This window comes from Metabacillus indicus LMG 22858, assembly GCF_000708755.2.
Lineage (GTDB): Bacteria > Bacillota > Bacilli > Bacillales > Bacillaceae > Bacillus_P > Bacillus_P indicus.
Map to the genome: position 1 here is coordinate 430517 of NZ_JGVU02000002.1, position 21943 is coordinate 452459.

29 protein-coding genes are annotated in these 21943 nt (G+C 43.4%); 18 read left to right on the forward strand and 11 right to left on the reverse strand.

The window, feature by feature from the left end; genetic code table 11:
* Window positions 1-24 precede the first annotated feature (24 nt).
* From AZ46_RS05345 to AZ46_RS05360, 4 genes are all read left to right on the forward strand, one after another.
* The gene (locus AZ46_RS05345; protein WP_029281129.1) at window positions 25-255 is read left to right on the forward strand and encodes a DUF896 domain-containing protein; all 231 of its coding nucleotides are present in this window, start codon (window positions 25-27) and stop codon (window positions 253-255) included.
* Between the two features lie 171 nt (window positions 256-426).
* Window positions 427-2433, forward strand: a complete 2007-nt coding sequence (gene tkt / locus AZ46_RS05350; protein ID WP_029281127.1) for a transketolase — start codon at window positions 427-429, stop codon at window positions 2431-2433.
* Window positions 2434-2570: 137 nt separating this feature from the next.
* Window positions 2571-3017: a sporulation inhibitor of replication protein SirA gene (sirA, locus tag AZ46_RS05355; RefSeq protein ID WP_029281125.1), complete on the forward strand. Its 447-nt coding sequence runs from the start codon at window positions 2571-2573 to the stop codon at window positions 3015-3017.
* Between the two features lie 85 nt (window positions 3018-3102).
* Window positions 3103-3321: a YneF family protein gene (locus tag AZ46_RS05360; RefSeq protein ID WP_029281123.1), complete on the forward strand. Its 219-nt coding sequence runs from the start codon at window positions 3103-3105 to the stop codon at window positions 3319-3321.
* 73 nt (window positions 3322-3394) lie between these two features.
* Here the strand turns inward: AZ46_RS05360 and AZ46_RS21405 are convergent, their stop codons facing one another.
* Window positions 3395-3571, reverse strand: a complete 177-nt coding sequence (locus tag AZ46_RS21405; RefSeq protein ID WP_081414077.1) for an aspartyl-phosphate phosphatase Spo0E family protein — start codon at window positions 3569-3571, stop codon at window positions 3395-3397.
* A gap of 266 nt (window positions 3572-3837) precedes the next feature.
* Between AZ46_RS21405 and AZ46_RS05365 the strand changes: the two genes are divergently transcribed.
* From AZ46_RS05365 to AZ46_RS05375, 3 genes are all read left to right on the forward strand, one after another.
* Entirely contained in the window at window positions 3838-4545 is a 708-nt protein-coding gene (locus AZ46_RS05365; protein ID WP_029281121.1) for a cytochrome c biogenesis CcdA family protein, read from the forward strand.
* A gap of 115 nt (window positions 4546-4660) precedes the next feature.
* A complete protein-coding gene (locus AZ46_RS05370; RefSeq protein WP_029281119.1) occupies window positions 4661-5020 on the forward strand; it encodes a response regulator in 360 nt (119 codons plus the stop codon).
* Window positions 5021-5117: 97 nt separating this feature from the next.
* Window positions 5118-5597, forward strand: coding sequence for a CcdC family protein (locus AZ46_RS05375; protein WP_029281117.1), 480 nt, complete (start codon window positions 5118-5120; stop codon window positions 5595-5597).
* Between the two features lie 33 nt (window positions 5598-5630).
* Here the strand turns inward: AZ46_RS05375 and AZ46_RS05380 are convergent, their stop codons facing one another.
* The 6 genes from AZ46_RS05380 to AZ46_RS21415 form a co-directional block, all read right to left on the reverse strand.
* A complete protein-coding gene (locus AZ46_RS05380; RefSeq protein ID WP_029281114.1) occupies window positions 5631-6056 on the reverse strand; it encodes a DUF2621 domain-containing protein in 426 nt (141 codons plus the stop codon).
* A 71-nt stretch (window positions 6057-6127) separates the two neighbouring features.
* Window positions 6128-6322 (reverse strand): hypothetical protein, encoded by a 195-nt coding sequence (locus AZ46_RS05385; RefSeq protein ID WP_029281112.1) that lies wholly within the window; start codon window positions 6320-6322, stop codon window positions 6128-6130.
* Between the two features lie 186 nt (window positions 6323-6508).
* A complete protein-coding gene (locus AZ46_RS21410) occupies window positions 6509-6652 on the reverse strand; it encodes a DUF2639 domain-containing protein (RefSeq protein ID WP_081870139.1) in 144 nt (47 codons plus the stop codon).
* 246 nt (window positions 6653-6898) lie between these two features.
* A complete protein-coding gene (locus AZ46_RS05390) occupies window positions 6899-7084 on the reverse strand; it encodes a hypothetical protein (protein WP_161781196.1) in 186 nt (61 codons plus the stop codon).
* Between the two features lie 127 nt (window positions 7085-7211).
* Window positions 7212-7613, reverse strand: coding sequence for an Hsp20/alpha crystallin family protein (locus tag AZ46_RS05395; RefSeq protein ID WP_051827097.1), 402 nt, complete (start codon window positions 7611-7613; stop codon window positions 7212-7214).
* Between the two features lie 784 nt (window positions 7614-8397).
* A complete protein-coding gene (locus tag AZ46_RS21415; protein WP_081414079.1) occupies window positions 8398-8544 on the reverse strand; it encodes a small acid-soluble spore protein P in 147 nt (48 codons plus the stop codon).
* Window positions 8545-8672: 128 nt separating this feature from the next.
* Between AZ46_RS21415 and AZ46_RS05400 the strand changes: the two genes are divergently transcribed.
* Window positions 8673-8936, forward strand: a complete 264-nt coding sequence (locus AZ46_RS05400) for a hypothetical protein (RefSeq protein WP_029281106.1) — start codon at window positions 8673-8675, stop codon at window positions 8934-8936.
* A gap of 33 nt (window positions 8937-8969) precedes the next feature.
* On the opposite strand, the gene sspO is transcribed toward AZ46_RS05400, so the two are convergent.
* Window positions 8970-9119: a small acid-soluble spore protein O gene (sspO, locus tag AZ46_RS05405; protein ID WP_029281104.1), complete on the reverse strand. Its 150-nt coding sequence runs from the start codon at window positions 9117-9119 to the stop codon at window positions 8970-8972.
* 243 nt (window positions 9120-9362) lie between these two features.
* On the opposite strand from sspO, the gene acnA reads away from it, so the two are divergent.
* The 7 genes from acnA to AZ46_RS05435 all read left to right on the forward strand — a co-directional run bounded on the left by acnA (window position 9363) and on the right by AZ46_RS05435 (window position 14334).
* Window positions 9363-12089 (forward strand): aconitate hydratase AcnA, encoded by a 2727-nt coding sequence (gene acnA / locus AZ46_RS05410; protein ID WP_029281102.1) that lies wholly within the window; start codon window positions 9363-9365, stop codon window positions 12087-12089.
* 125 nt (window positions 12090-12214) lie between these two features.
* Complete coding sequence (locus tag AZ46_RS05415) at window positions 12215-12742, forward strand: TlpA family protein disulfide reductase (RefSeq protein WP_029281100.1); 528 nt, start codon at window positions 12215-12217, stop codon at window positions 12740-12742.
* A gap of 102 nt (window positions 12743-12844) precedes the next feature.
* A complete protein-coding gene (locus AZ46_RS21420) occupies window positions 12845-12976 on the forward strand; it encodes an FbpB family small basic protein (protein WP_081870140.1) in 132 nt (43 codons plus the stop codon).
* Between the two features lie 66 nt (window positions 12977-13042).
* Window positions 13043-13186, forward strand: a complete 144-nt coding sequence (locus AZ46_RS05420; RefSeq protein WP_029281098.1) for an acid-soluble spore protein N — start codon at window positions 13043-13045, stop codon at window positions 13184-13186.
* A gap of 72 nt (window positions 13187-13258) precedes the next feature.
* The gene (tlp, locus tag AZ46_RS05425; RefSeq protein ID WP_029281096.1) at window positions 13259-13489 is read left to right on the forward strand and encodes a small acid-soluble spore protein Tlp; all 231 of its coding nucleotides are present in this window, start codon (window positions 13259-13261) and stop codon (window positions 13487-13489) included.
* Between the two features lie 99 nt (window positions 13490-13588).
* Window positions 13589-14011, forward strand: coding sequence for an acyl-CoA thioesterase (locus AZ46_RS05430; protein ID WP_029281094.1), 423 nt, complete (start codon window positions 13589-13591; stop codon window positions 14009-14011).
* 2 nt (window positions 14012-14013) lie between these two features.
* Window positions 14014-14334, forward strand: a complete 321-nt coding sequence (locus AZ46_RS05435) for a hypothetical protein (RefSeq protein ID WP_029281092.1) — start codon at window positions 14014-14016, stop codon at window positions 14332-14334.
* Here AZ46_RS05435 and AZ46_RS05440 read toward each other — a convergent pair.
* From AZ46_RS05440 to plsY, 3 genes are all read right to left on the reverse strand, one after another.
* Window positions 14328-14630: a HesB/YadR/YfhF family protein gene (locus AZ46_RS05440; protein WP_029281090.1), complete on the reverse strand. Its 303-nt coding sequence runs from the start codon at window positions 14628-14630 to the stop codon at window positions 14328-14330. The genes AZ46_RS05435 and AZ46_RS05440 overlap by 7 nt on opposite strands.
* Window positions 14631-14689: 59 nt before the next feature.
* Window positions 14690-15817, reverse strand: coding sequence for a CapA family protein (locus AZ46_RS05445; protein WP_051865244.1), 1128 nt, complete (start codon window positions 15815-15817; stop codon window positions 14690-14692).
* A 99-nt stretch (window positions 15818-15916) separates the two neighbouring features.
* A complete protein-coding gene (gene plsY / locus AZ46_RS05450) occupies window positions 15917-16501 on the reverse strand; it encodes a glycerol-3-phosphate 1-O-acyltransferase PlsY (protein ID WP_029281086.1) in 585 nt (194 codons plus the stop codon).
* Window positions 16502-16606: 105 nt separating this feature from the next.
* Between plsY and AZ46_RS05455 the strand changes: the two genes are divergently transcribed.
* From AZ46_RS05455 to parC, 3 genes are all read left to right on the forward strand, one after another.
* Window positions 16607-17020, forward strand: coding sequence for a CoA-binding protein (locus tag AZ46_RS05455; protein WP_029281084.1), 414 nt, complete (start codon window positions 16607-16609; stop codon window positions 17018-17020).
* 482 nt (window positions 17021-17502) lie between these two features.
* Window positions 17503-19467, forward strand: coding sequence for a DNA topoisomerase IV subunit B (gene parE / locus AZ46_RS05460; protein ID WP_029281082.1), 1965 nt, complete (start codon window positions 17503-17505; stop codon window positions 19465-19467).
* A 3-nt stretch (window positions 19468-19470) separates the two neighbouring features.
* A complete protein-coding gene (gene parC, locus AZ46_RS05465; protein WP_029281080.1) occupies window positions 19471-21894 on the forward strand; it encodes a DNA topoisomerase IV subunit A in 2424 nt (807 codons plus the stop codon).
* Window positions 21895-21943 lie beyond the last annotated feature (49 nt).

A 21943-nucleotide genomic window follows, 5' to 3' on the forward strand; every position in this document is an offset into this window, starting at 1 on the left:
GTATTAGGTAAAGGAGCTGCAGTCATGCTGCCAAAAGAAAAGATGGCAAGAATCAACACCTTGTCCAGAAAATCAAAAACGTCCGGTCTTTCTCCGGAGGAAAAACAGGAACAGCAATCACTCAGACAGGAATATCTTAAGGCATTCCGGGGTTCTATGAAAAATACATTAAAAGGCGTTACAGTCCTGGATCCAAACGGGAACGATGTAACACCTGAAAAATTAAAAGAAGAACGCAGACGCGATCTGCATTAATCGCTGGAATACGTCAATTTTTGATGTATTCCTTTTCATTTTGCACATAATACATTAGAATAGGTTCTTACACTTCTCATTTTTGCATTTCCATGCGAAATGGTTGTATGAATAGGGCAGTAAAGCTATGATAAAAAAGTAGAATGTTATTTCTGAAAGGATGATCAATTAATGTCACATTCAATTCAAGACTTATCAATTGCTACCATTCGAACGCTGTCGATTGATGCGATTGAAAAAGCAAAATCAGGACATCCTGGAATGCCTATGGGGGCAGCTCCAATGGCGTATTCGCTTTGGACGCAATTTATGAATCACAATCCTAAAAATCCTGAATGGTTTAACCGCGACCGCTTTGTATTATCTGCAGGTCACGGGTCTATGCTGCTGTACAGCCTTCTTCATTTATCAGGCTATGATTTAACGATGGATGATCTTAAAGAATTCAGACAATGGGGAAGCAAAACACCGGGACACCCTGAATTCCGCCACACAGCAGGTGTAGATGCAACAACAGGTCCGCTTGGCCAGGGAATTGGGATGGCTGTCGGAATGGCTATGGCAGAACGTCATCTTGCACATACATATAACCAAGAGTCATACCCGGTTGTCGACCACTTCACATATGCAATCTGCGGAGACGGTGACCTGATGGAAGGAATCTCTTCTGAGGCAGCTTCCCTTGCAGGGCATTTAAAGCTTGGCAAATTAGTTGTTCTTTATGATTCTAACGACATTTCTCTCGATGGAGACCTTGACCGCTCATTCTCTGAAAACGTGGAAGACCGTTTCAAAGCAATCGGCTGGCAGGTCATTCGGGTAGAAGACGGCAACAACCTTGAAGAAATTGCTAAAGCGATTGAAGCTGCTAAGCAAGATGAAACTCATCCTACTCTGATTGAAGTGAAAACGACAATTGGCTACGGATCACCGAATATGTCAGGGAAATCAGATGTTCACGGCAAGCCGCTTGGATCAGATGAAATCAAACTGACGAAAGAAGCATATGCATGGACATTCGAACAGGACTTCCACGTTCCTGACGAAGTGTATGCTCATTTCAAAGAGTCGGCAGAACAGTTCGGTTCGAAAAAAGAACAAGAATGGAACGCTCTTTTTGACAGCTATAAAAAAGAATTCCCTGACCTTGCAAAAGCTCTTGAGGCAGGAATTAAGGGCGAGCTTCCTGAAAACTGGGATTCCGAAGTGCCTGTATATGAAGACGGCAAAGCACTTGCTTCACGTGCTTCTTCCGGTGAAGTGTTAAATGGCCTTGCGAAAAATGTTCCATACATTTTCGGAGGATCAGCTGACCTTGCAGGTTCAAACAATACTTCTATTAAGGGAGCAGCAGATTTCACAGCTGAGGACTACAGTGGACGCAACATCTGGTTCGGTGTCCGTGAATTCGCAATGGGTGCTGCACTAAACGGCATGGCGCTGCATGGCGGTCTTCGCGTTTACGGCGGAACGTTCTTTGTATTCTCTGACTACCTGCGTCCGGCAATTCGTCTTGCTGCTTTAATGGGTCTGCCGGTAACATATGTATTCACTCATGACAGTATTGCTGTAGGAGAAGACGGCCCTACTCATGAGCCGATTGAACAGCTTCCTGCCTTGCGTGCAATGCCGAACCTGTCTGTTATCCGTCCGGCAGACGGCAATGAGACTGCTGCTGCATGGAGACTTGCCCTTCAATCTGAAACGGCACCGACAGCACTTGTTCTTACCCGTCAGAATCTAAAAACGATCAAAGGTACGTCTGAAACGGCATATGAAGGAGTTTCCAAAGGAGCTTATACAATTTCTCCTAGCAAAAAGGAAACGGCTGACGCACTTCTTTTAGCATCAGGTTCTGAAGTGGGACTTGCTATCGAAGCGCAGGATGCTCTTCAAAAAGAAGGCATCGATGTTGCGGTTGTAAGCATGCCGTCATGGAACCGTTTTGAAAGCCAGTCAAAAGAGTACCGCGCTTCCGTTCTTCCAAAAACAGTGAAGAAGCGTCTGGCTATTGAGATGGCAGCACCTCTTGGCTGGGAGCGATATACTGGAGATGAGGGTGACATTCTTGGCATCAGCCAGTTCGGAGCCTCAGCACCAGGTGAAAGAATTATGAAAGAGTTTGGCTTTACAGTCGAGAATGTAACAGCACGAGTAAAGGCACTATTAGAAAAATAAGCCTTACGAGAGAGAACGAATCACTTCGTTCTCTCTTTTTCGACAAAAAAAGTGAAGTTTTGCCTTTCATTTAGACAAATTTCTTCCTCAACTTTCCAGTATAATAATGGGTAACCGTCATACGGAAGGGTGAAAGCATGAGACACTACACTGTCTATTTAATAGAGGAAGAGTTTGCGAATCACTTTTTTGGCCGTGAAGTAAAGCTTTTTCAGCTTTTTCAGGAATTTATGCGGACAAGCCCTGAACAGCCTGAGTTTATTCACCTGAAAAAACAAATTACTTATATTACGAGACAAATTCCGAAAGACTATATAGATGACATGATCAGCAGCAGCTTGAACGGAAGATACAACTATGCATATTCACAAAACCGCCATCATATTGAAAGTGAATCCATGCAGGGAGGAGCCATCCTTGAAACGGGTGACAGATCGGTTACAGTCACTTCAGAAGGAAGCTTTGATATGGAAGCGATTTTCTTTGAAGTTCTCAGAAAGGCGGATTCATGCTTTTTAGCGATGGATTTTGAAGAAAAGCGGCACGGATGGCTAAAACCGATAAAAGAAAGAAAATTTGTCTAAAAAGGCAGAAATTATAGAGTATATGTTGTATAATATCCTATGGTTTAGTACACTGTAAAATAGACAACATGAAGGAGGAAATACGATGGATCTGTGGGTAGTCATTCTAGTAGGCGTTCTGGCTTTACTTGCCGGAGTAGCACTAGGATTTTTCATTGCTCGCCAGTATATGATGAGTTATTTAAAGAAAAATCCGCCAATTAACGAGCAAATGTTAAAAATGATGATGATGCAAATGGGCATGAAACCGTCCCAGAAGAAAATCAACCAAATGATGAAAATGATGAACAATCAGGCAAAATAAAAACCCGGTTACGGGATTTTAAATAAAAAAGCACGCTTTCGGAGCGTGCTTTTTTTGCGGGGATTTTTAAGTTTTAAGAATAAACACGTTTCATGGCAGAGTAGCTGTACCGGTTGTATTCATTCAGCAAGTGATCCAGTTCCTGGCTGTATTGAATGGACACGTTCGAATTGATTCCATTTTTAGTGGCTATTTCGATCATTTCCGCTCGTTTTTTTTCAATTAGTTTTAATAGTTCTTGTTTAGACACGAAAACTTGTCCTTTCTGTATGTAAGTTCTGCACGAACCTTGCTGGTAATTTCTATTATATCCTAAAATGGAAAATAATTCGAAGGGAAAATAAGGATTTTTTACTTTGATATATGACTATTATAAAGGGAAGTCCTGACCGAATAAATCCTTTTAAGCAGATGTTAAGGAATTGACATAAAACTGTCACACAGTGAAACATATGTTTTTCAGGCAGTATTTGCTAAAATATAGTGTGACTTTAAAGTTGAAAGGAGGGTTCATGGATGACCGATGTTAATGTATTCTTAGCATTTGGAGCAGGATTTCTTTCCTTTATCTCTCCTTGCTGTCTGCCTTTATATCCTGCGTTTCTGTCATACATAACAGGTGTTTCAGTCGGGGAGCTGAAGACTGAAAATGCCATGCTTCAAAAACGGAGTATGCTGCACACACTGTGCTTCCTGATTGGATTTTCCATTATCTTTATTGCTCTTGGATTTGGAAGTTCCTTTATTGCCGATTTCTTCTTTGGCTATAATGATCTGATCAGGCAGATTGGCGCCATTTTAATCATACTCTTCGGGCTTGTCATTGTGGGTGTTCTGCAGCCTGAATTTTTGATGAAAGAACGCCGGTTTGAATTGAAAAACAGACCCTCCGGGTATATCGGTTCCGTGCTTATAGGTCTTGCTTTTGCAGCAGGATGGACACCATGCACCGGACCTATTCTTACAGCTGTCTTCGGGCTTACACTGAGCAATCCAGGTTCTGCTATGCTCTATATGTTTGCCTACGTACTTGGTTTTTCCATTCCTTTCTTTATCATGGCCTTCTTTATCGGAAAGCTGGGATGGATCCGCAAGCACAGCCTGGTTATTATGAAAGCGGGCGGCTGGATCATGATTATCATTGGGATCATGCTGTTTTTTAACTGGATGACAAAGATTATTATTGTGATGAGCAGGCTGTTTGGCGGGTTTACGGGATTTTAGACCTATTTTTTAGAAATTTTTGAGTCTTTTTTACTACATTTTCTTCTGTAATTTGATATAATATCTCATAGAATAGTAGATCTTGCGTTCGTCGATTTAAAAAGGAGGCGCTTGCATGGCCAGAGTGCTAATTGTTGATGATGCCAAATTCATGAGATTAACCTTATCAAAGATTCTCGCATCCAAAGGACACGAGATTGCAGGAGAAGCGGAGAATGGCGCCGAAGCAGTCAAACTTTATGAAAAGCTGAAACCGGACCTCGTTACGATGGATATTACGATGCCGGAAATGAACGGGATTGAAGCTTTGAAAGCGATAAGAGAGATGGATCCCGCTGCCAAAGTCGTTATCTGCTCTGCAATGGGCCAGCAGAAAATGGTGGTAGAGGCCATCGAAGCAGGAGCAAAGGATTTTATTACGAAGCCTTTTGATGAAACAAGAGTAAACGACGCGGTTTACCGCGTTCTGGGGTAAATTGCATGGAACGGCCATCTTTTGTGTAAAGAGATGGTTTTTTATTTGCTTCAGTAGTATATTATAGTAGTAACCATTTTAAAAAGGATTGATCACATTGGTCATTTTCTCAACAATTGCTGCTGTTATCATGGCTCTAGGCGTCATGATGATCCGCATGAGAGCTTCTAAGAAACCCGCAAGTGCCAGAAAGATTATCCTGCCGCCGATTTTTATGAGCACGGGAGCGTTAATGTTTCTTCACCCGATGTTCAGAGTGACGCCGCTTGAATTCCTGGAAGCGATCACACTGGGGTTCTTTTTCTCCATCTTTCTTATTAAAACATCAAATTTTGAAGTCAAGGAAGATAAAATCTACCTGAAGCGCTCAAAAGCCTTTGCATTCATATTAATAGGGCTTCTCCTTATCAGGATTGCACTTAAATTTTATTTGAGCAACAGCATTGATGTCGGAGAATTGAGCGGCATGTTCTGGATTCTTGCATTCGGAATGATTGTTCCGTGGCGAATCGCCATGTATCTGTCATTCAGAAAGCTCGAAAATCAGCTGCCTCCATCGAATATTCAGGCCACATAAAAACCCGCCGGGCTCAAGAGCCAGCGGGTTTTTTTAAAATAGTGCCCGGTAAGGGGTATGATCAATATCTTTCTCTTTAAGACGCTTTAAAAGAAACTTATGGTCGCGCTTTGGAGTAGCTGTTATATATCCGCGAATCACAAGGTCCTGTGTAATAGATCCCGCATTTTCCTGAAGTGCCAGCTGGCCGATTTTGCCGGCAATTTTTGCCCGGGCAACATCCCTGAAAAGTTCAGGAACCGGTTCGACCAGATCCTCAAGCAGCTGTTTTTGGCTTGTATTCCATAAGTGCCTCGTCTGTTCAATATAATACGCTTCCCAATCAAGATCTGATTTTCCGTCTTCTTTAGGCAAGCGCTTTAAAAATTTCCGGAACATGAAAAACCCGCCTATTGCGAGCATGCCTGAAAGAAAAACGACCCAAAACAGTATAAACCATAGAAACCAGCCGTCAAGCATAGTTGTAACCCCCGTCCGTCAATGAATCTGCTATTATTATACACCAGGGGAAATTGGTTGAAAAGGCTGTCTCAGCTGGAATGGACCTGCTTTGAAAGCTCAAGAAGGGATTTTTTGACGGCAGTCAGTTTATTGCGGTCTTTGCCGGTTGACAGGTGGCCAAGCAATTCGGCATGAGCGATATAGACAGAGCGTTTATAAGACAAATCGACCCTGATCGTTCCACAATTTGTCGGCAAATACAGAATTTCATACAATAATGTCATAAACGCTCCTCCTAGAAATGGCGTTTTCTTTTTATTATATGATTAAATCAGCCTATAAAAAAGAATTATTTTCATATTTTTGTAAAAATTTGTAGCTTAAATCAGGTATTTTGACATAAAAGAAAAGACTTCCTGTCAGCAGGATGTCTTTTTTTTGCGAGAAAAACAGATGAACAGCGTCTTCATTTATTTCTCAAGTGCCTGATCATATAAATTCCGGAGTACAAACGTTTTGTACATTTTCAGTTTTCTTCTTTCAATCGGGTGCCTGGTCATTCCCATTTCCCTGAGTGCTTTCACATACCATCCTTTGGAGCCATAATAGGCCATAAGCATACCCCTTTAGTCTTTTAGAAAAAAATATGTTTTGCCATCGATTTTCAGAACGGCAGTGACATAAAAAAGAAACATTTAAGACCTGTCAACATACGCTGAAAGATAGGGGGTTCTAATATGGAAAAGTACTATTGCACAAACTGCATGCTGCTCCTGGAACAAAACAAAATGTGTCCTCGGTGCGGAAATCAGCTGATCAAGAAAATAGAAATCAATGTCCAGGCTCAAAGCACCAAACCTTCAAAAAAACAATCTGAATTGTAAACGCGGCATCTGATCGGATGCCGTTTCATTTTCCTCTGACGACTGTTCAGAATCCTGAACGGTTTTGCTCGCTTCATTTGAAGACATGCGGATACAATTGCCGAAATTGACTGTGCCGCCTGTAATTTCATTGATCACAAGGTTTTTAATATAGACTCCCACTGCATACACGCTCCTTCTTCCTTATACATATGCCTGACAAGAAGGACTTGTCTGAGCAGAAACCTATAAAATGACACTTTCTGCGCAGATTTTGGCGGAAAAAATAAAAAAGCAAGCTGTGCTTGCTTTAAAGAGCAAATTGAACCGGAATATATGAGCTTTTCCGTGAGCAGCTTCCTTCTTTGAAAATTTTCACTTCAAGAATATCATTTGAGAACACAGCCTCAATCTTTTTTTTCTCAAGTGAAAAAGGAAGAAGGATGGATCTCTCCAGCTGATCTGATTCTGTCGTCTGCCGGGCAGTCTGTGCGGTGATAATGAGCGTTTCACGGTTTGCTCTAATCTGTATATCTTCCGGTTTTACATCTGCGAACTCTGCCTCAACAATGTATTCCTCGCTTGTTTCAAACAAATCCACCCGGAAGGATCTGCAATCAAGGAGGGCAGAGAACGGGTCTGTGAAAAACTGGTTCATCCAGTCTTCAATACAGCTCAGATCAGATGGTTTTGAACGCTTTTTTTTGTCCATCTCATGTTGACCTCCAAAAACCATGCTACTTTCATTTTATTCAGCTCATTATCAGGACGTGAATAGAAGACAGATTGTGCAGAAATGCTGTGAAGCTGACATGCGGAAGGCTGTGCAACAGTTGAATGCGGGGCTCTTTCTATAGTTCAGTTTATTTCCTGCTGATTGTGTTCATGCCTGGCATAAAAAGAAAAATTCCATGAACGGCAGGGGCGTTTTGTGCAGTCTAGTTGTGGTTTGTTTAGATGGCAGCGGGAGGGGGGATGATTGCGTTTTGTATTCAGTTTCGGGGCTAAACTTTTTTGTTGAAACAAAATTACCTGAAAAGTCAAAAGCGGACTATTTAAGGGGATATCTTGTGTATGCTTAGGAGTTAAAGAAGTTATTATTTTCATTGCGCTCTGCACGCTGTCCAGCTCCAGCGCTCAACTCCTCTGCCAGAACGGAACCATCGGTAAAGTCAAAAAGCGCCTTTACCGCTGTTTCCTTATCTGACTCCCGGAGCTAAACGACCGCTTCCGCTTTTCGGTATTGTCCAGCTCCGCCTCCTAGTCCTTCCGTCAGAACAAAATCCCCGAAAAAGTCAAACCCGGACTTTTCGGGAGATTTCATGTCTAAGCTGAGAAGTTAAGAAATCTTTGCGCTCATTCCGCACTGCACACTGTCCAGCTTCAGCGCCTAACTCCTCGGCCAGAACGGCTCCGCCGAAAAAAGCAAAACCGGCTTTTTTCGGCGGAGCCTTTTCTGTCCTTCGGAGCTAAGCAAGGCGCTTCCGCTTTTCTAGTTACATATCATGATGCGAATGATTCTTTTGCCTTGTGTGGTTGCGGTTTTTTACTTTTTTGGATCCGTCGAGCGGTTCGGGCTGGCCGGGGTTGTTTCCTTTTGGAGCGTTTTTGTGCATGTCTTTGCTGTTGTTTTTGTTTGTCATAGGTGTCACCCTCCTTTACCTTTATCTTGGTTTAAAGGGTGCTCGTTCATGCAAAAGAGAGGCTGTATAATATGACCATTGAAAAACCAAAATAAAGACAGATTCAGCCACTTTAAGGAGGAAAGATCATGCCTTATCATAAAAATAAACAGCAGGCATTTCAGGCCGCACAGCAGGGGACTGCTCAGGCAGAAAATATGTACCAGCAGCTTTCAGCAGAAACACCGGATTACGGGATTCAGCTCAGTCATCTGAAAGAAGAAATCAACGAAGCTTATGAACAGATCAACAATGCGCTTGAAGTTGCATCAGAAACGCAAAGGGAAACACTGGAGCAATACAGAAGAGATTTGTCAAAGATTGTTGCTGAAGTAAATATTGAAGAACAATAAACAAAAACGACGGGAGCTCCGTCGTTTTTTGTTTTATTGATTTGTCTTGCGCTTCTTATTATTCTGCTTCTGGGCTGCTGATAGAGGCTCATTTGAAAATTCTTCGTTGTATCCTGCGCCTTTTCCCTGAGCAGAAGCTGCATTCATGCCTTCATTCGCATGGTTTGCCTTGCGTTTGGCCATAACTGTCACCCCCATGCTGATAGTGTTTGTTTTCTGTCGAAATTGATGTGCGCGGTTACAATTCTTTCTATTGAAAAAGGTCTGAAGTTTACAACTATAAGAACTACTTATGTACTTTGATAACAGCATTGTTATTTACTTATGTTAAAACATGTATTAAGATGAACATGTGCGAAGTAATTGGTGGGAGAGACCGAGGTTTCGACACAAACGTCGATTTTGATTTAAAAGGGGAGAAAACATATGACGAAACAAGAGCAATTAGCACATCACGATGTTTTCCAAGCGCGTAAAAGTTTTACAGTAGGCGGAAAAACATACAACTATTATTCATTAAAAGCATTAGAAGATGCAGGAATCGGCAATGTTTCCAAACTGCCGTATTCCATTAAAGTTCTGCTTGAATCAGTTTTGAGACAGGTAGATGGAAGAGTTATTACAAAAGAGCACGTTGAAAACCTTGCAAAATGGGGCACAGCTGAGCAAAAAGAACTTGATGTGCCATTTAAGCCATCACGCGTCATCCTTCAGGATTTCACAGGCGTTCCTGCCGTTGTTGACTTGGCATCACTCAGAAAAGCAATGGCTGACATTGGGGGAAATCCTGATGTAATCAATCCAGAGATTCCGGTAGATCTTGTCATTGACCACTCTGTACAGGTTGATAAAGCGGGCACAATGGACTCTCTGCAATTTAACATGGAGCTTGAGTTCGAGCGCAACGCAGAACGTTACAAATTCTTGAGCTGGGCTAAGAAAGCGTTTAACAACTACCGTGCGGTTCCGCCAGCAACAGGGATCGTTCACCAGGTAAACCTTGAGTACCTTGCAAATGTCGTTCACGCAGTAGAAGGTGCAGACGGCACATTTGAAACATATCCGGATTCACTTGTAGGAACAGACTCCCACACGACAATGATCAACGGTATCGGTGTTCTTGGATGGGGTGTCGGCGGAATTGAAGCGGAAGCAGGCATGCTTGGCCAGCCTTCATATTTCCCGGTTCCTGAAGTCATTGGCGTTAAACTTACAGGTAAAATGCCAAACGGAACAACAGCTACAGACCTTGCACTGAAAGTGACTCAGGTCCTTCGCCAAAAAGGCGTAGTAGGCAAATTTGTGGAATTCTTCGGACCTGGCGTACCGCAGCTTCCGCTTGCAGACCGTGCGACAATTGCCAACATGGCACCAGAGTATGGCGCAACATGCGGATTCTTCCCGGTTGACGGCGAATCCCTTGAATATATGAAGCTTACTGGCCGCGACAGCGAGCTTGTTGATATGGTTGAGGCATACTGCAAAGAGAACGAACTTTTCTTCTCGCCTGATGTGGAGCCTACGTACACTTCGGTTGTAGAAATTGACCTTGCAGAAATCGAGCCGAATCTTTCAGGACCTAAACGTCCTCAAGATTTAATTCCTCTTTCTGCTATGCAAAAATCGTTCCAGACAGCTCTTGCTGCACCTGCTGGAAATCAGGGCTTCGGTCTTGAAGCTGCAGAAGCAGGAAAAGAGATCTCTGTTACGCTTGCAAACGGCGAAGTAACAAATATGAAGACCGGCGCAATTGCGATTGCGGCCATTACAAGCTGTACAAACACATCGAATCCTTATGTTCTTGTAGGTGCAGGTCTTGTAGCGAAAAAAGCGATTGAAAAAGGAATGAAGGTGCCGGCTTACGTAAAAACTTCTTTAGCTCCAGGCTCTAAAGTAGTTACAGGCTACCTTGAAAATTCCGGCCTTCTTCCATATATGAACCAATTAGGCTTCAACGTTGTAGGATACGGCTGTACGACTTGTATCGGAAACTCAGGTCCGCTTGCTGATGAAATTGAAAAAGCGGTTGCTGAAAACGATCTTCTTGTTACATCCGTTCTTTCCGGAAACCGTAACTTTGAAGGACGCATCCATCCACTGGTAAAAGGAAACTATCTTGCTTCTCCGCCGCTTGTTGTGGCATATGCACTTGCAGGCACAGTGAACATTGACCTTAAAAATGATTCACTTGGAAAAGACAAAGACGGAAATGATGTCTTCTTCGATGACATCTGGCCTTCTATGGATGAAATTAATGAAATCGTTAAGCAAACAGTTACTCCTGAGCTGTTCAGACAGGAATATGGCCGTGTGTTTGACGACAATGAGCGCTGGAATGCGATTCAGACGACAGATGAGGCTCTTTACAAGTGGGATCAAGATTCTACTTACATTCAGAACCCTCCATTTTTCGAGAACCTGAATCCGGAGCCGGGTCTTGTTGAACCGCTCAGAAATCTCCGAGTTGTAGCTAAGTTTGGAGACTCTGTGACAACAGACCACATTTCACCAGCCGGTTCAATCGGAAAAGACACGCCGGCAGGCCGTTACCTGCAGGAAAAAGGCGTAAGCCCTAGAGAGTTTAACTCATACGGTTCACGCCGCGGTAATCATGAAGTGATGATGCGCGGTACGTTTGCCAATATCCGCATTAAAAACCAAGTAGCACCTGGAACAGAAGGTGGATACACAACGTACTGGCCAACTGGTGAAGTAACTTCCATTTACGATGCATGCATGAAGTACAAACAAGACGGTACAGGGCTTGTAGTTCTTGCAGGCAAAGATTACGGAATGGGAAGCTCACGCGACTGGGCTGCTAAAGGAACGAACCTTCTTGGCATTAAAACAGTTATTGCTGAAAGCTTCGAGCGCATTCACAGAAGCAACCTTGTATTCATGGGCGTTCTGCCGCTTCAGTTTAAACAAGGCGAAAATGCTGAAGTGCTTGGTTTGACTGGAACTGAATCAATCGAAGTGCTGATTGACGAAACGGTTAAGCCGCGCGACCATGTGAAAGTGAGAGCGACTGATTTAGAAGGCAATGTAAAAGAATTTGAAGTGCTTGTCCGCTTCGACAGCGATGTTGAAGTTGACTACTACCGCCATGGCGGAATTCTTCAAATGGTTCTTCGCGAGAAGATCAAAGGCTGATTATAAAAGGGCGGACTTCCGCCCTTTTTTATTTTGTTCAATTCTGTTGTTCTTTTCAAAAAGAGATGATTTAATGAAAAAGAGACTTGTCCATTTGTGGACAGCATATACATAAACAGACAAGCATGCACCAAGGGGGAAAAACGGTGAAGAGAATACTTGCCATAGGACTGCTAGTGTTTTTGGCAGGCTATGCCGTCTGGTTTGCCATCCTGCCTAAGGAACCTGAAGAAGGACTTGAAATAGGCAACAAACCGCCGGAATTTGAAATGGAAACACTTAGTGGAGAGACCGTCACGCTCGATGATGTAAAAGGAAAAAAAGTGATGGTGAATTTCTGGGCGACTTGGTGTCCGCCGTGCGAAGCGGAAATGCCGGAAATGCAAAAACTCCAGGATGAACATCAGGATGAACTGGTGGTACTTGCAGTAAATATGACGAATGCTGAGAAAAGCCGTAAAGATGTGGAAAAATTTATCGCAGAGCGTAATTTAACGTTTCCTGTAGCTCTTGATAAAGATGGCCGTGTAAGTATTCAATATGAGGTCTATTCTTATCCGACTACTTATTTTCTTGATGAGGAAGGCAGCATTCTGAATATATCAAGAGGAGCGATGACCAAAGAAACGATGGAAAAACTTCTGGAATTGTAGGGACTGTTTATAATGAACAGTCTTTTTTGTTTTTTAAATTATTTCGGATTAATTTACAGATTATTGGAAATAATGGATGTAATACATATGGAGGTGTACTGCATGAGAAAAATGAAAAAAATGACGTTTGAAGAGTTAGTGCTCGAAAATAAAAAAGAGCTCATGAAAGATCAGGAAGCTCTTGATAAGCTTGAGGAAAGAGTCGAGCAGCGTCTGCTTGACAAGCTCAGCTAAATCCAACACTTGGCTGTCATGTTCGCTTTCTCTCTGGAGAAGATAATGGAGAGGAGGCGAGTGACCATGACAAATTCAAATGACAAACAAAGCCACTTTACCCCAAACCATATCGGAACAAAGTCAAGAGGCTTTGGCGGGAATAAGGGAAAACAAATGCAGAATAAATCGAATGAACATGCACAGGTTATGCAGACTAAAGGAGAATAATTTAGTTAACATAATTTTATTATGTTAACTAATTGCTCCATATTCCATCATCTTAGAAAAGGAAGTGTTCATATGGCCTATAAAGCAAATCCGGATGATCGTTCTGATAACGTAGAAAAATTGCAGGACATGATTCAAAATACAATGGAAAACATCGATAAATCGCAGGACAGCCTTCAATTTTCAAATGAAGAGGAACGTGCGCGCATTGAAGCGAAAAATGAGCGCAGAGAAGAGAGCATACAGGCTTTCCGTTCTGAAATTAAAGATGAAGCTTCTGCGCGCGAAAACGGTTATAAGTAAACCTGCAGGAGACGGCTCTGTGCCGTCTCTATTTTTGTGCGGAAAAAAGGCTTATGGTATGATAATGGGTATTCATGGTGTGATTAGGAGAGGAACTAGATGCTTGTTTCAAAAAAAGAAATAGAAGTCAGATATGCAGAAACAGATCAGATGGGCGTTGTGTATCATGCCAATTATCTGATCTGGATGGAAGTAGGAAGAACAAAACTTATTCAGGACCTTGGCTTTTCCTATGCTGAAATGGAAAAAGAGGGCGTTATTTCACCTGTTGTCGACCTGCAGGTCCGCTATAAAAAGCCGCTAACATATGGAGATACCGTAACGGTCCATACTTGGATCGAAGAGTATAATGGATTTAAAGTAGCCTACGGCTACGAAATGTACACTCCCCAGGGGGAGCTTGCTCTTCAGGCTGTATCCAATCATGTATGTGTAAAAAAGGATACATTTAAACCCATACAGATCAGAAAAGCTTATCCTGAATGGCATAAAGCATATGAAAAAGCGAAAAAGCAGGCATAACCGTGGCATTCGGGATAAATCGGCGCGAACTCAACGAGTGGAAATCGCAAGTGGAAAAAGGTGAAATCGCCTTTCTTACTCATTTCTGGATAGATCCTCGCTTCAGGAACTCACATGCTGTCACAAAAGCAGGATGTTCTGATGTTGGCAAACTGATCAGGTGGGGAGAAAGATACGGGCTGAATAAAGAGTGGATTCATTATTACAAAAACCTGCCGCATTATGACCTGATGGGTGAACTGCAGATTAGAGTCCTGAAGGATCATGGGTTAAGCAGCCATATAAAAAAGTTCAATCTCGAGAAAAAACCCGCGGATCATTGATCTGCGGGTTTTTTATAGTCAAATACAGGTTCATCTTTATCATGGTCATAATCGACAATCAGATCATTCTGATCAAAGTACCAGACATCGCTCTCCTCGATGAAAAACGTGATGCCGTTCTTCTCCGTTTTGGCTCCGGCTTCTTTCGGCGAGTCTTTGACAACACCCAGCGAAAAACCTTTTTGAATGGTGCTGCTTCCGCCATATCTCACAAAGAAGCGAAAAGAGTCCCCGCTTTCGATGTTCATTTCTTCCTGATACCATTTTACAGCTTCGTCACTCATATGTATTTTCATGAAAGCTTCACTCCTTCTCTCATACTTTACCACGAAAAAGCAAAACAAAACGCATTTTTTTACTCGCCAGGATTTAAGTATTGAAACATGTGCTCCTGTATTTCTTTATTTTTGGCAGAATTGACGGTTTCCAGTTCTTTTACGCGGTATGTGCGATTGTTCTGGTTCACAACAATCGTCGGTACAAAGGATGGTTCAGCGAGCTGAATTTGTTTCTTTCCGTTTTCCGTCTTTTTGCTGATTTTAATGGAGAAAATACCGCCGATATCCTTATAATCGCTGACTTGTCCTGAAAGAAAGTTACCAAGAGAGTAGACGACAAATGTCCTGTTCCCGTCCTGTCCATCTACCCATTCCATTGGCTGCAGGACGTGGGGATGGTGGCCGATGACAAGGTGAACTCCTTCATCAGCCAAGAAACGGGCAAGCTCCTGCTGATCAACGTTTGGCAGCCTGATGTATTCAACACCCCAGTGCATGCTGACGATGACCGCATCTGCCTGCTTTTTCATTTCCTGTATTTCTCTTTTCATCTTAGGCTTATCAATCAGATTGACAAGGTGGGGCTTTCCTTCTGGAACAGGAATGCCGTTTGTACCGTATGTGTAGGCGAGAAATCCAAGTTTAATGCCATTGACATTCAAAATTCTCGGCTCTGCGGCATCTTCCGGACTGCGGTAGGAGCCAACATAAGGCATCTGAATCTCGTCGTAGCGCGCCGTTGCATTTAATATCGCTTTTTCTCCTCTGTCAAGCGTGTGGTTGTTCGCTATTCCCGCAATATCCACACCTGCATCCTGAAAAGCATCAATTACCTCAAAGGGACTGTTAAAAGAAGGATAGGTGGACAGCCCGATTTCTGTCCCGCCGATCATCGTTTCCTGATTGGCAAATGTGATGTCAGCCTGTCCGATCAGAGGTTTTACATCTTTAATCATGGGCTTGAAATCATATGTTCCGGAAGGCTGTTTTGCATCATTGTAAACTCTGCCGTGTATGAGAATATCTCCGATTGCAGACAATGTCAGCTCAGACTGAAACGATTTTGGCTGATGCTCTGTCTTGGTGGTTTGATGAAGCTCCACTTTCTTTTGAGGGGCTTCAGCAGGTTCTGCTGCAAGGAAAAAGGCAGCCGTGCCCATTGCAGCAATGGCTGCAGCTGCTGATATCATCCATTTTTTCTTCATGATGTAATCTCCTATTAAGTTTCTTTTCCTTCATCATATACGAAGTGCTTAAAAAAGAAAACGTTTTCCGCAAAACAGAAAAAGCCGCCAAAGGCAGCCTTAAATCCATTTTACTTTAGGTTCTGTTTTTTCTTTAATGCGTTTAATGTTTGCGCGGTGGCGGTATATAACAAACAGGGCCAGCACACTGACAATGGACGTCAGAATGACATCACCGTAGAAGATGCTGAAGACGACCGCATAAATACCCGTCAGCATGGACGACAGAGATACATACTTCGTCAGGTAAAGGAACAGAAAAAAGACAGCAAGCATCGTGACAAACATCAGAGGTGCCGAGAAAAGCAGAATGCCTCCTGAAGTAGCAACGGCTTTTCCTCCTTTAAATCCTGCAAAAACCGGGTATGTATGGCCGATGACAGCGAATACGCCGATCAGAAGCGGGTGAACCCCTTCTAATCCGAAAAGAACGGGCAGCGATGCTGCAAGAGTCCCTTTCAGGATATCTGCGGCTGTAACAAGCAAACCGGCTTTAACCCCAAGCGTTCTGAACGTATTCGTGCCTCCAAGGTTGCCGCTTCCATGTTCGCGGATGTCAATTCCATAGCCCGCTTTGCCTACAATGAGGCCTGAAGGAATGGAACCCAGCAAATAAGCTAAAATAATAATGGCAGCAATGTACAAAGGATCCGCTCCTAACACTTTAAAAATAGATAATCTTATTTTATCATGTAACTAGCACTTAAGACTACGTCATAAAAAGAAAAAACAAAAAAGGAGTGTCCAAAGATGAATATAGAAATCCCATCAAGAGAAGAAATCGGCAAGATTTTAAAGAAAAGCAGGCGCATTGCTGTTGTAGGATTGTCCGATCAGCCCGACAGAACGTCTTACATGGTCAGCAAAGCTATGCAGGATGCAGGGTATGAAATTATTCCGGTAAATCCTATGATCAAAGAAGCGCTGGGAGTAAAAGCAGTCAGTTCTTTAAAAGAAATCGAAGGACACATTGATATCGTGAACGTATTCAGAAGATCCGAACACCTCCTGCCGGTCGCAGAGGAATTTCTTGAAACAGACGCGGATGTGTTCTGGGCGCAGCTTGGACTACTGAATGAGGATGCTTATAAACTGCTTAAGGATAAAGGATACACTGTCATTATGGACCGCTGCATTAAAGTTGAACATGCTTTGACTAAATAAAAAAATCACATGGGATTTGTCCCATGTGATTTTTTTTAGTTTCAAGCGAGGTCAACACATCACCATTGGGACCGATAAATAGGAATGGAAGGCGTTTTTACCTCGACCGCTGAAGAATCCTGCGGTCATTCATCTTTTTTGCATATCAGATGAGATTCAGCCCAATACTGGATAAAAATGATTGTTGTCGGATGCGTCAGTTAAGGTAAGAGTCAATTCAACATTTTTCCAAAATATTTTCAATTTTGCCGTACATCTGCTAAGATTTAGTTTGCGAATCTTACGGCAGCAGATAAAATATAGCATAGGCATTTATTTTTATACGCTGTCATTTCTAATCAATGGTAAACTTAAAAAGAGTAATAGGCAAAGGCTTGTCACACTGTCCGGATGTAAGATACAATAGATGCAAACGTACGTTCTTGTTTGCGGGACGGTTTATTATCAGCGGCACTTGTTTTTTTGAAAGGAGCTTAAATCGTTTGAGTAAGCAGCAATTTGAGTACAATGATGATGCGATCCAAGTATTAGAGGGGCTTGAGGCTGTGCGCAAAAGACCGGGGATGTATATCGGCAGCACGGATGCAAGAGGACTGCATCACCTCGTTTATGAAATCGTGGATAATTCCGTCGATGAAGCACTCGGCGGATTTGGCGACCATATCATTGTCAAAATACATAAAGACAACAGTATATCTGTTACAGACAAAGGCCGGGGGATGCCAACCGGCATGCATAAACTCGGAAAACCAACGGCGGAAGTCATCATGACTGTTCTCCATGCAGGAGGAAAATTCGGTCAGGGAGGCTATAAAACGAGCGGCGGACTTCACGGTGTCGGTGCATCGGTTGTAAATGCCCTTTCTGAATGGGTGACTGTCACCATTCACCGTGATGGGTTTACGTATCAGCAGCGGTTTGAAAATGGCGGAAAACCAGTTACAACGCTTGAGAAAATCGGGAAATCAGCTAAAACAGGCACAATTATTCACTTCAAGCCGGATCCCGTTATCTTCAGTACTACGACCTATAATGCCGAAACATTAAGCGAGCGCTTACGCGAATCAGCCTTTCTTTTAAAAGGCTTAAAAATAGAACTGATTGACGACCGGAACCAGACGAAAGAAGTCTATCATTATGAAACCGGAATTGAAGCCTTTGTATCCTATCTTAATGAAGAAAAGGATTCCCTTCATAACGTCGTATTCTTCGAAGGGATGCAAAACAGCATTGAAGTGGAATTTGCCTTTCAGTTCAATGATGGCTATTCCGAGAATATTCTCTCTTTCGTCAATAACGTGCGCACGAAAGACGGCGGCACACATGAATCCGGATCCAAGACTGCAATGACACGCGCTTTTAATGAATACGCCAGAAAGATAGGCATTTTAAAAGAGAAAGATAAAAACCTTGATGGATCTGACATTCGCGAGGGCCTTTCAGCCATAGTTTCTGTCCGCATACCGGAAGAGCTTCTTCAGTTTGAGGGACAAACCAAAGGAAAGCTTGGAACAAGTGAGGCAAGATCAGCGGTAGATGCTGTTGTTTCAGAAAACCTTGCCTATTTCCTTGAGGAAAATCCGGAAACGAGCACGCTTTTAGTCAGAAAAGCCATAAAGGCCTATCAGGCAAGAGAAGCTGCCAGAAAAGCGCGCGAAGAAGCAAGAAGCGGGAAGAAACGAAAGCGGTCTGAAGCGACGCTGAGCGGGAAGCTGACGCCAGCACAGTCAAGAAACCCCCAGAAAAATGAACTGTACCTGGTGGAAGGAGACTCTGCGGGAGGCTCAGCAAAGCAAGGGAGAGACCGGCGCTTTCAGGCAGTTCTTCCTTTGCGCGGAAAAGTGATTAACACCGAAAAAGCGAAGCTTGCGGATATTTTCAAAAATGAAGAGATCAATACGATTATTCATGCGATCGGCGCAGGTGTCGGTGCAGATTTTCAGGTGGACGACTGCAATTACGACAAAGTTGTCATTATGACGGATGCCGACACAGACGGCGCGCATATCCAGGTGCTGATCCTGACTTTCTTCTACCGTTATATGAAACCGCTGATTGAAGCGGGGAAAGTGTTTATTGCCCTGCCTCCCCTGTACAAGGTGAGCAAAGGCACCGGAAAAAAAGCGGTAATCGAGTATGCCTGGTCTGATGAAGAACTTCAGGGCGTACTGAAAAAAGTCGGCCGGGGATATATGATTCAGCGCTATAAGGGTCTTGGCGAGATGAATGCCGACCAGCTCTGGGAAACAACTATGGATCCTGCGACAAGAACGCTTATCAGGGTGCGCATTGATGATGCTGCACGTGCTGAGCGCAGGGTGACAACCCTTATGGGTGATAAAGTAGAGCCGAGAAGAAAATGGATTGAAAGCAATGTCGCATTTGGTCTTGATGAAGAAACAAACATTCTTGAAAACGAAAACTTATCCGTCACAGAGGAGGAATAACAGATGACACAACAAGAAAAATACCGCGATCTCCCTCTTGAAGATGTGATAGGTGACAGGTTCGGCCGCTACAGCAAATACATCATACAGGACAGAGCGCTGCCTGATGCCCGTGACGGTCTGAAGCCTGTACAGCGCAGAATTCTGTATGCCATGCATGTTGACGGTAATACAAACGATAAAAACTTCAGAAAATCAGCAAAAACGGTCGGTAATGTAATCGGCAATTATCATCCTCACGGAGACACATCTGTTTATGATGCAATGGTGAGGATGAGCCAGGACTGGAAAGTGCGCAATCTCCTGATTGAGATGCACGGCAACAACGGAAGCAACGACGGTGACCCGCCTGCTGCGATGCGTTATACAGAGGCGCGTCTCTCACCAATTGCATCTGAGCTGCTAAGGGACATCGAAAAACGCACAGTCGAATTTGTGCCGAACTTTGATGATACAAGCAGTGAACCGCTTGTTCTGCCTGCCATGTATCCAAACCTCCTTGTAAACGGGTCCACGGGGATATCAGCAGGTTATGCAACAGACATTCCGCCTCACCATCTTGGAGAGGTCATTGATGCTGTGATGAAACGCATTGACAAACCGGATTGCACCGTTGACGAGCTGATGACTGTCATAAATGGCCCCGATTTTCCGACCGGAGGCATTATCCAGGGAATTGACGGCATTAAGAAAGCGTATGAAACGGGTAAAGGGAAAGTCATTATCCGCGGAAAAGCAGAGATTGAGAGCGTCAGGGGCGGCAAACAGCAGATTGTCATTACAGAAATTCCATTTGAAGTGAATAAGGCAAACCTTGTGAAGCGCATGGACGAGTTCAGGATTGAGCGAAAGCTTGACGGTATTGCCGAGGTGCGTGACGAAACAGACCGGACCGGAATGAGGATTGTCGTCGAACTGAAAAAAGACGCTGATGCACAGGGAATTCTGAATTACCTGTACAAAAACAGCGACCTGCAGGTTCCTTATAATTTTAATATGGTGGCCATACATAACAGACGCCCGACACTCATGACGCTGCCTGCGATTCTTGATGCATATATTTCGCATCAGAAGGAAGTCATTACAAACCGCTCCAAATACGATCTTGAAAAGGCAAGAGAGCGCCAGCATATCGTCGAGGGGCTCATTAAAGCCCTGTCTATCCTCGATGAGGTGATCGCTGTTATCAGGGCATCTAAAGACAAGCGGGATGCAAAGGATAACTTAATTGCAAAGTTTGCGTTCACAGAAATTCAGGCTGAAGCCATTGTATCCCTTCAGCTTTACCGGTTAACAAATACGGACATCACGGCTCTTCAAAACGAAGCGAAAGAGCTTGATGAAAAAATAGCACAGCTTCTTGAGATCCTGAACAATGAGAAAAAACTGTATCAGGTGATCAAAACGGATTTGAAAAAAATCAAAAAAACCTATGCGGATGAAAGACGCTCTGTCATTCAGCATGAGATACAGGAAATAAAAATCAATCTTGAAGTGATGATTCCGTCAGAAGACGTCATTGTTACAGTAACGAAGGACGGCTATATCAAACGTACGAGCAGCCGTTCATACTCAGCATCAAACGGCCAGGATTTCGGCATGAAAGAAACAGACAGACTGCTCGGGAAATTTGACATAAATACTACCGAAACCATTCTGCTGTTCACAAGCAAGGGCAATTATATATACTGTCCGGTGCATGAAATTCCTGACATCCGCTGGAAGGACCTCGGCCAGCATATTGCCAATCTTGTCAGCCTGGAGCGGGATGAACAGCTGATTAAGGCCATGCCTGTTAAAGATTTTGAAGCCGCGCAGTACCTGCTCTTTGTCACAAAGAACGGGATGGTCAAGAAAACCGAACTGAAATTGTATAAGGCCCAGCGGTACTCAAAAGCGTTAATGGCTGTCAATCTTAAAGGCGATGACGAGTTAGTCAATGTATTTATGACATCCGGAAACGATGATCTGTTTTTAGCAACGCAGTTCGGATACGGTTTGTGGTTTGCTGAAGAAGAAGTCAGCATTGTCGGTGCAAGAGCGGCAGGAGTAAAAGGAATGAATTTAAAAGAGGGAGATACAGTAGCAGGCGCTGCGGTTTTCCCAGCAGGAGACATTCCGCAGGTTGTCATTGTCACACAGCGCGGCGCTGCAAAGAAAATGTCGCTTAAAGAATTTGAAAAGACTTCAAGAGCCAAGCGCGGATTAATCATGCTGAGAGAGCTGAAGAACAATCCTCACAGAGTCGTTGGCATGCACCTTGTCGATCCGTCCAGCAAACTGATGCTGAAGACAGAAAAAGGGCATACAGAAGAAGTTCACGCAGCACAGCTGCGCGCAAATGACAGATACAGCAACGGATCCTTCTTTATCGATGAAGGAGACTCAGGGTCAGTTAAAGAAGTCTGGGTGCCGGTCACCCAATAAATGAAAAGACATCCCTAAAATAAAAGGGATGTCTTTTTTGCTTCTTATT

Bases quoted from the DNA above. Each gene is read 5' to 3' on its own strand.
- AZ46_RS05345 (WP_029281129.1), top strand. From the start codon at position 25: ATGCTGCCAAAAGAAAAGATGGCAAGAATCAACACCTTGTCCAGAAAA.
- tkt (WP_029281127.1), top strand. From the start codon at position 427: ATGTCACATTCAATTCAAGACTTATCAATTGCTACCATTCGAACGCTG.
- sirA (WP_029281125.1), top strand. From the start codon at position 2,571: ATGAGACACTACACTGTCTATTTAATAGAGGAAGAGTTTGCGAATCAC.
- AZ46_RS05360 (WP_029281123.1), top strand. From the start codon at position 3,103: ATGGATCTGTGGGTAGTCATTCTAGTAGGCGTTCTGGCTTTACTTGCC.
- AZ46_RS05365 (WP_029281121.1), top strand. From the start codon at position 3,838: ATGACCGATGTTAATGTATTCTTAGCATTTGGAGCAGGATTTCTTTCC.
- AZ46_RS05370 (WP_029281119.1), top strand. From the start codon at position 4,661: ATGGCCAGAGTGCTAATTGTTGATGATGCCAAATTCATGAGATTAACC.
- AZ46_RS05380 (WP_029281114.1), bottom strand. From the start codon at position 6,056: ATGCTTGACGGCTGGTTTCTATGGTTTATACTGTTTTGGGTCGTTTTT.
- AZ46_RS05385 (WP_029281112.1), bottom strand. From the start codon at position 6,322: ATGACATTATTGTATGAAATTCTGTATTTGCCGACAAATTGTGGAACG.
- AZ46_RS21410 (WP_081870139.1), bottom strand. From the start codon at position 6,652: ATGGCCTATTATGGCTCCAAAGGATGGTATGTGAAAGCACTCAGGGAA.
- AZ46_RS05395 (WP_051827097.1), bottom strand. From the start codon at position 7,613: ATGGACAAAAAAAAGCGTTCAAAACCATCTGATCTGAGCTGTATTGAA.
- AZ46_RS21415 (WP_081414079.1), bottom strand. From the start codon at position 8,544: ATGACAAACAAAAACAACAGCAAAGACATGCACAAAAACGCTCCAAAA.
- AZ46_RS05400 (WP_029281106.1), top strand. From the start codon at position 8,673: ATGCCTTATCATAAAAATAAACAGCAGGCATTTCAGGCCGCACAGCAG.
- sspO (WP_029281104.1), bottom strand. From the start codon at position 9,119: ATGGCCAAACGCAAGGCAAACCATGCGAATGAAGGCATGAATGCAGCT.
- acnA (WP_029281102.1), top strand. From the start codon at position 9,363: ATGACGAAACAAGAGCAATTAGCACATCACGATGTTTTCCAAGCGCGT.
- AZ46_RS05415 (WP_029281100.1), top strand. From the start codon at position 12,215: ATGCACCAAGGGGGAAAAACGGTGAAGAGAATACTTGCCATAGGACTG.
- AZ46_RS21420 (WP_081870140.1), top strand. From the start codon at position 12,845: ATGAGAAAAATGAAAAAAATGACGTTTGAAGAGTTAGTGCTCGAAAAT.
- AZ46_RS05420 (WP_029281098.1), top strand. From the start codon at position 13,043: ATGACAAATTCAAATGACAAACAAAGCCACTTTACCCCAAACCATATC.
- tlp (WP_029281096.1), top strand. From the start codon at position 13,259: ATGGCCTATAAAGCAAATCCGGATGATCGTTCTGATAACGTAGAAAAA.
- AZ46_RS05430 (WP_029281094.1), top strand. From the start codon at position 13,589: ATGCTTGTTTCAAAAAAAGAAATAGAAGTCAGATATGCAGAAACAGAT.
- AZ46_RS05440 (WP_029281090.1), bottom strand. From the start codon at position 14,630: ATGAAAATACATATGAGTGACGAAGCTGTAAAATGGTATCAGGAAGAA.
- AZ46_RS05445 (WP_051865244.1), bottom strand. From the start codon at position 15,817: ATGAAGAAAAAATGGATGATATCAGCAGCTGCAGCCATTGCTGCAATG.
- AZ46_RS05455 (WP_029281084.1), top strand. From the start codon at position 16,607: ATGAATATAGAAATCCCATCAAGAGAAGAAATCGGCAAGATTTTAAAG.
- parC (WP_029281080.1), top strand. From the start codon at position 19,471: ATGACACAACAAGAAAAATACCGCGATCTCCCTCTTGAAGATGTGATA.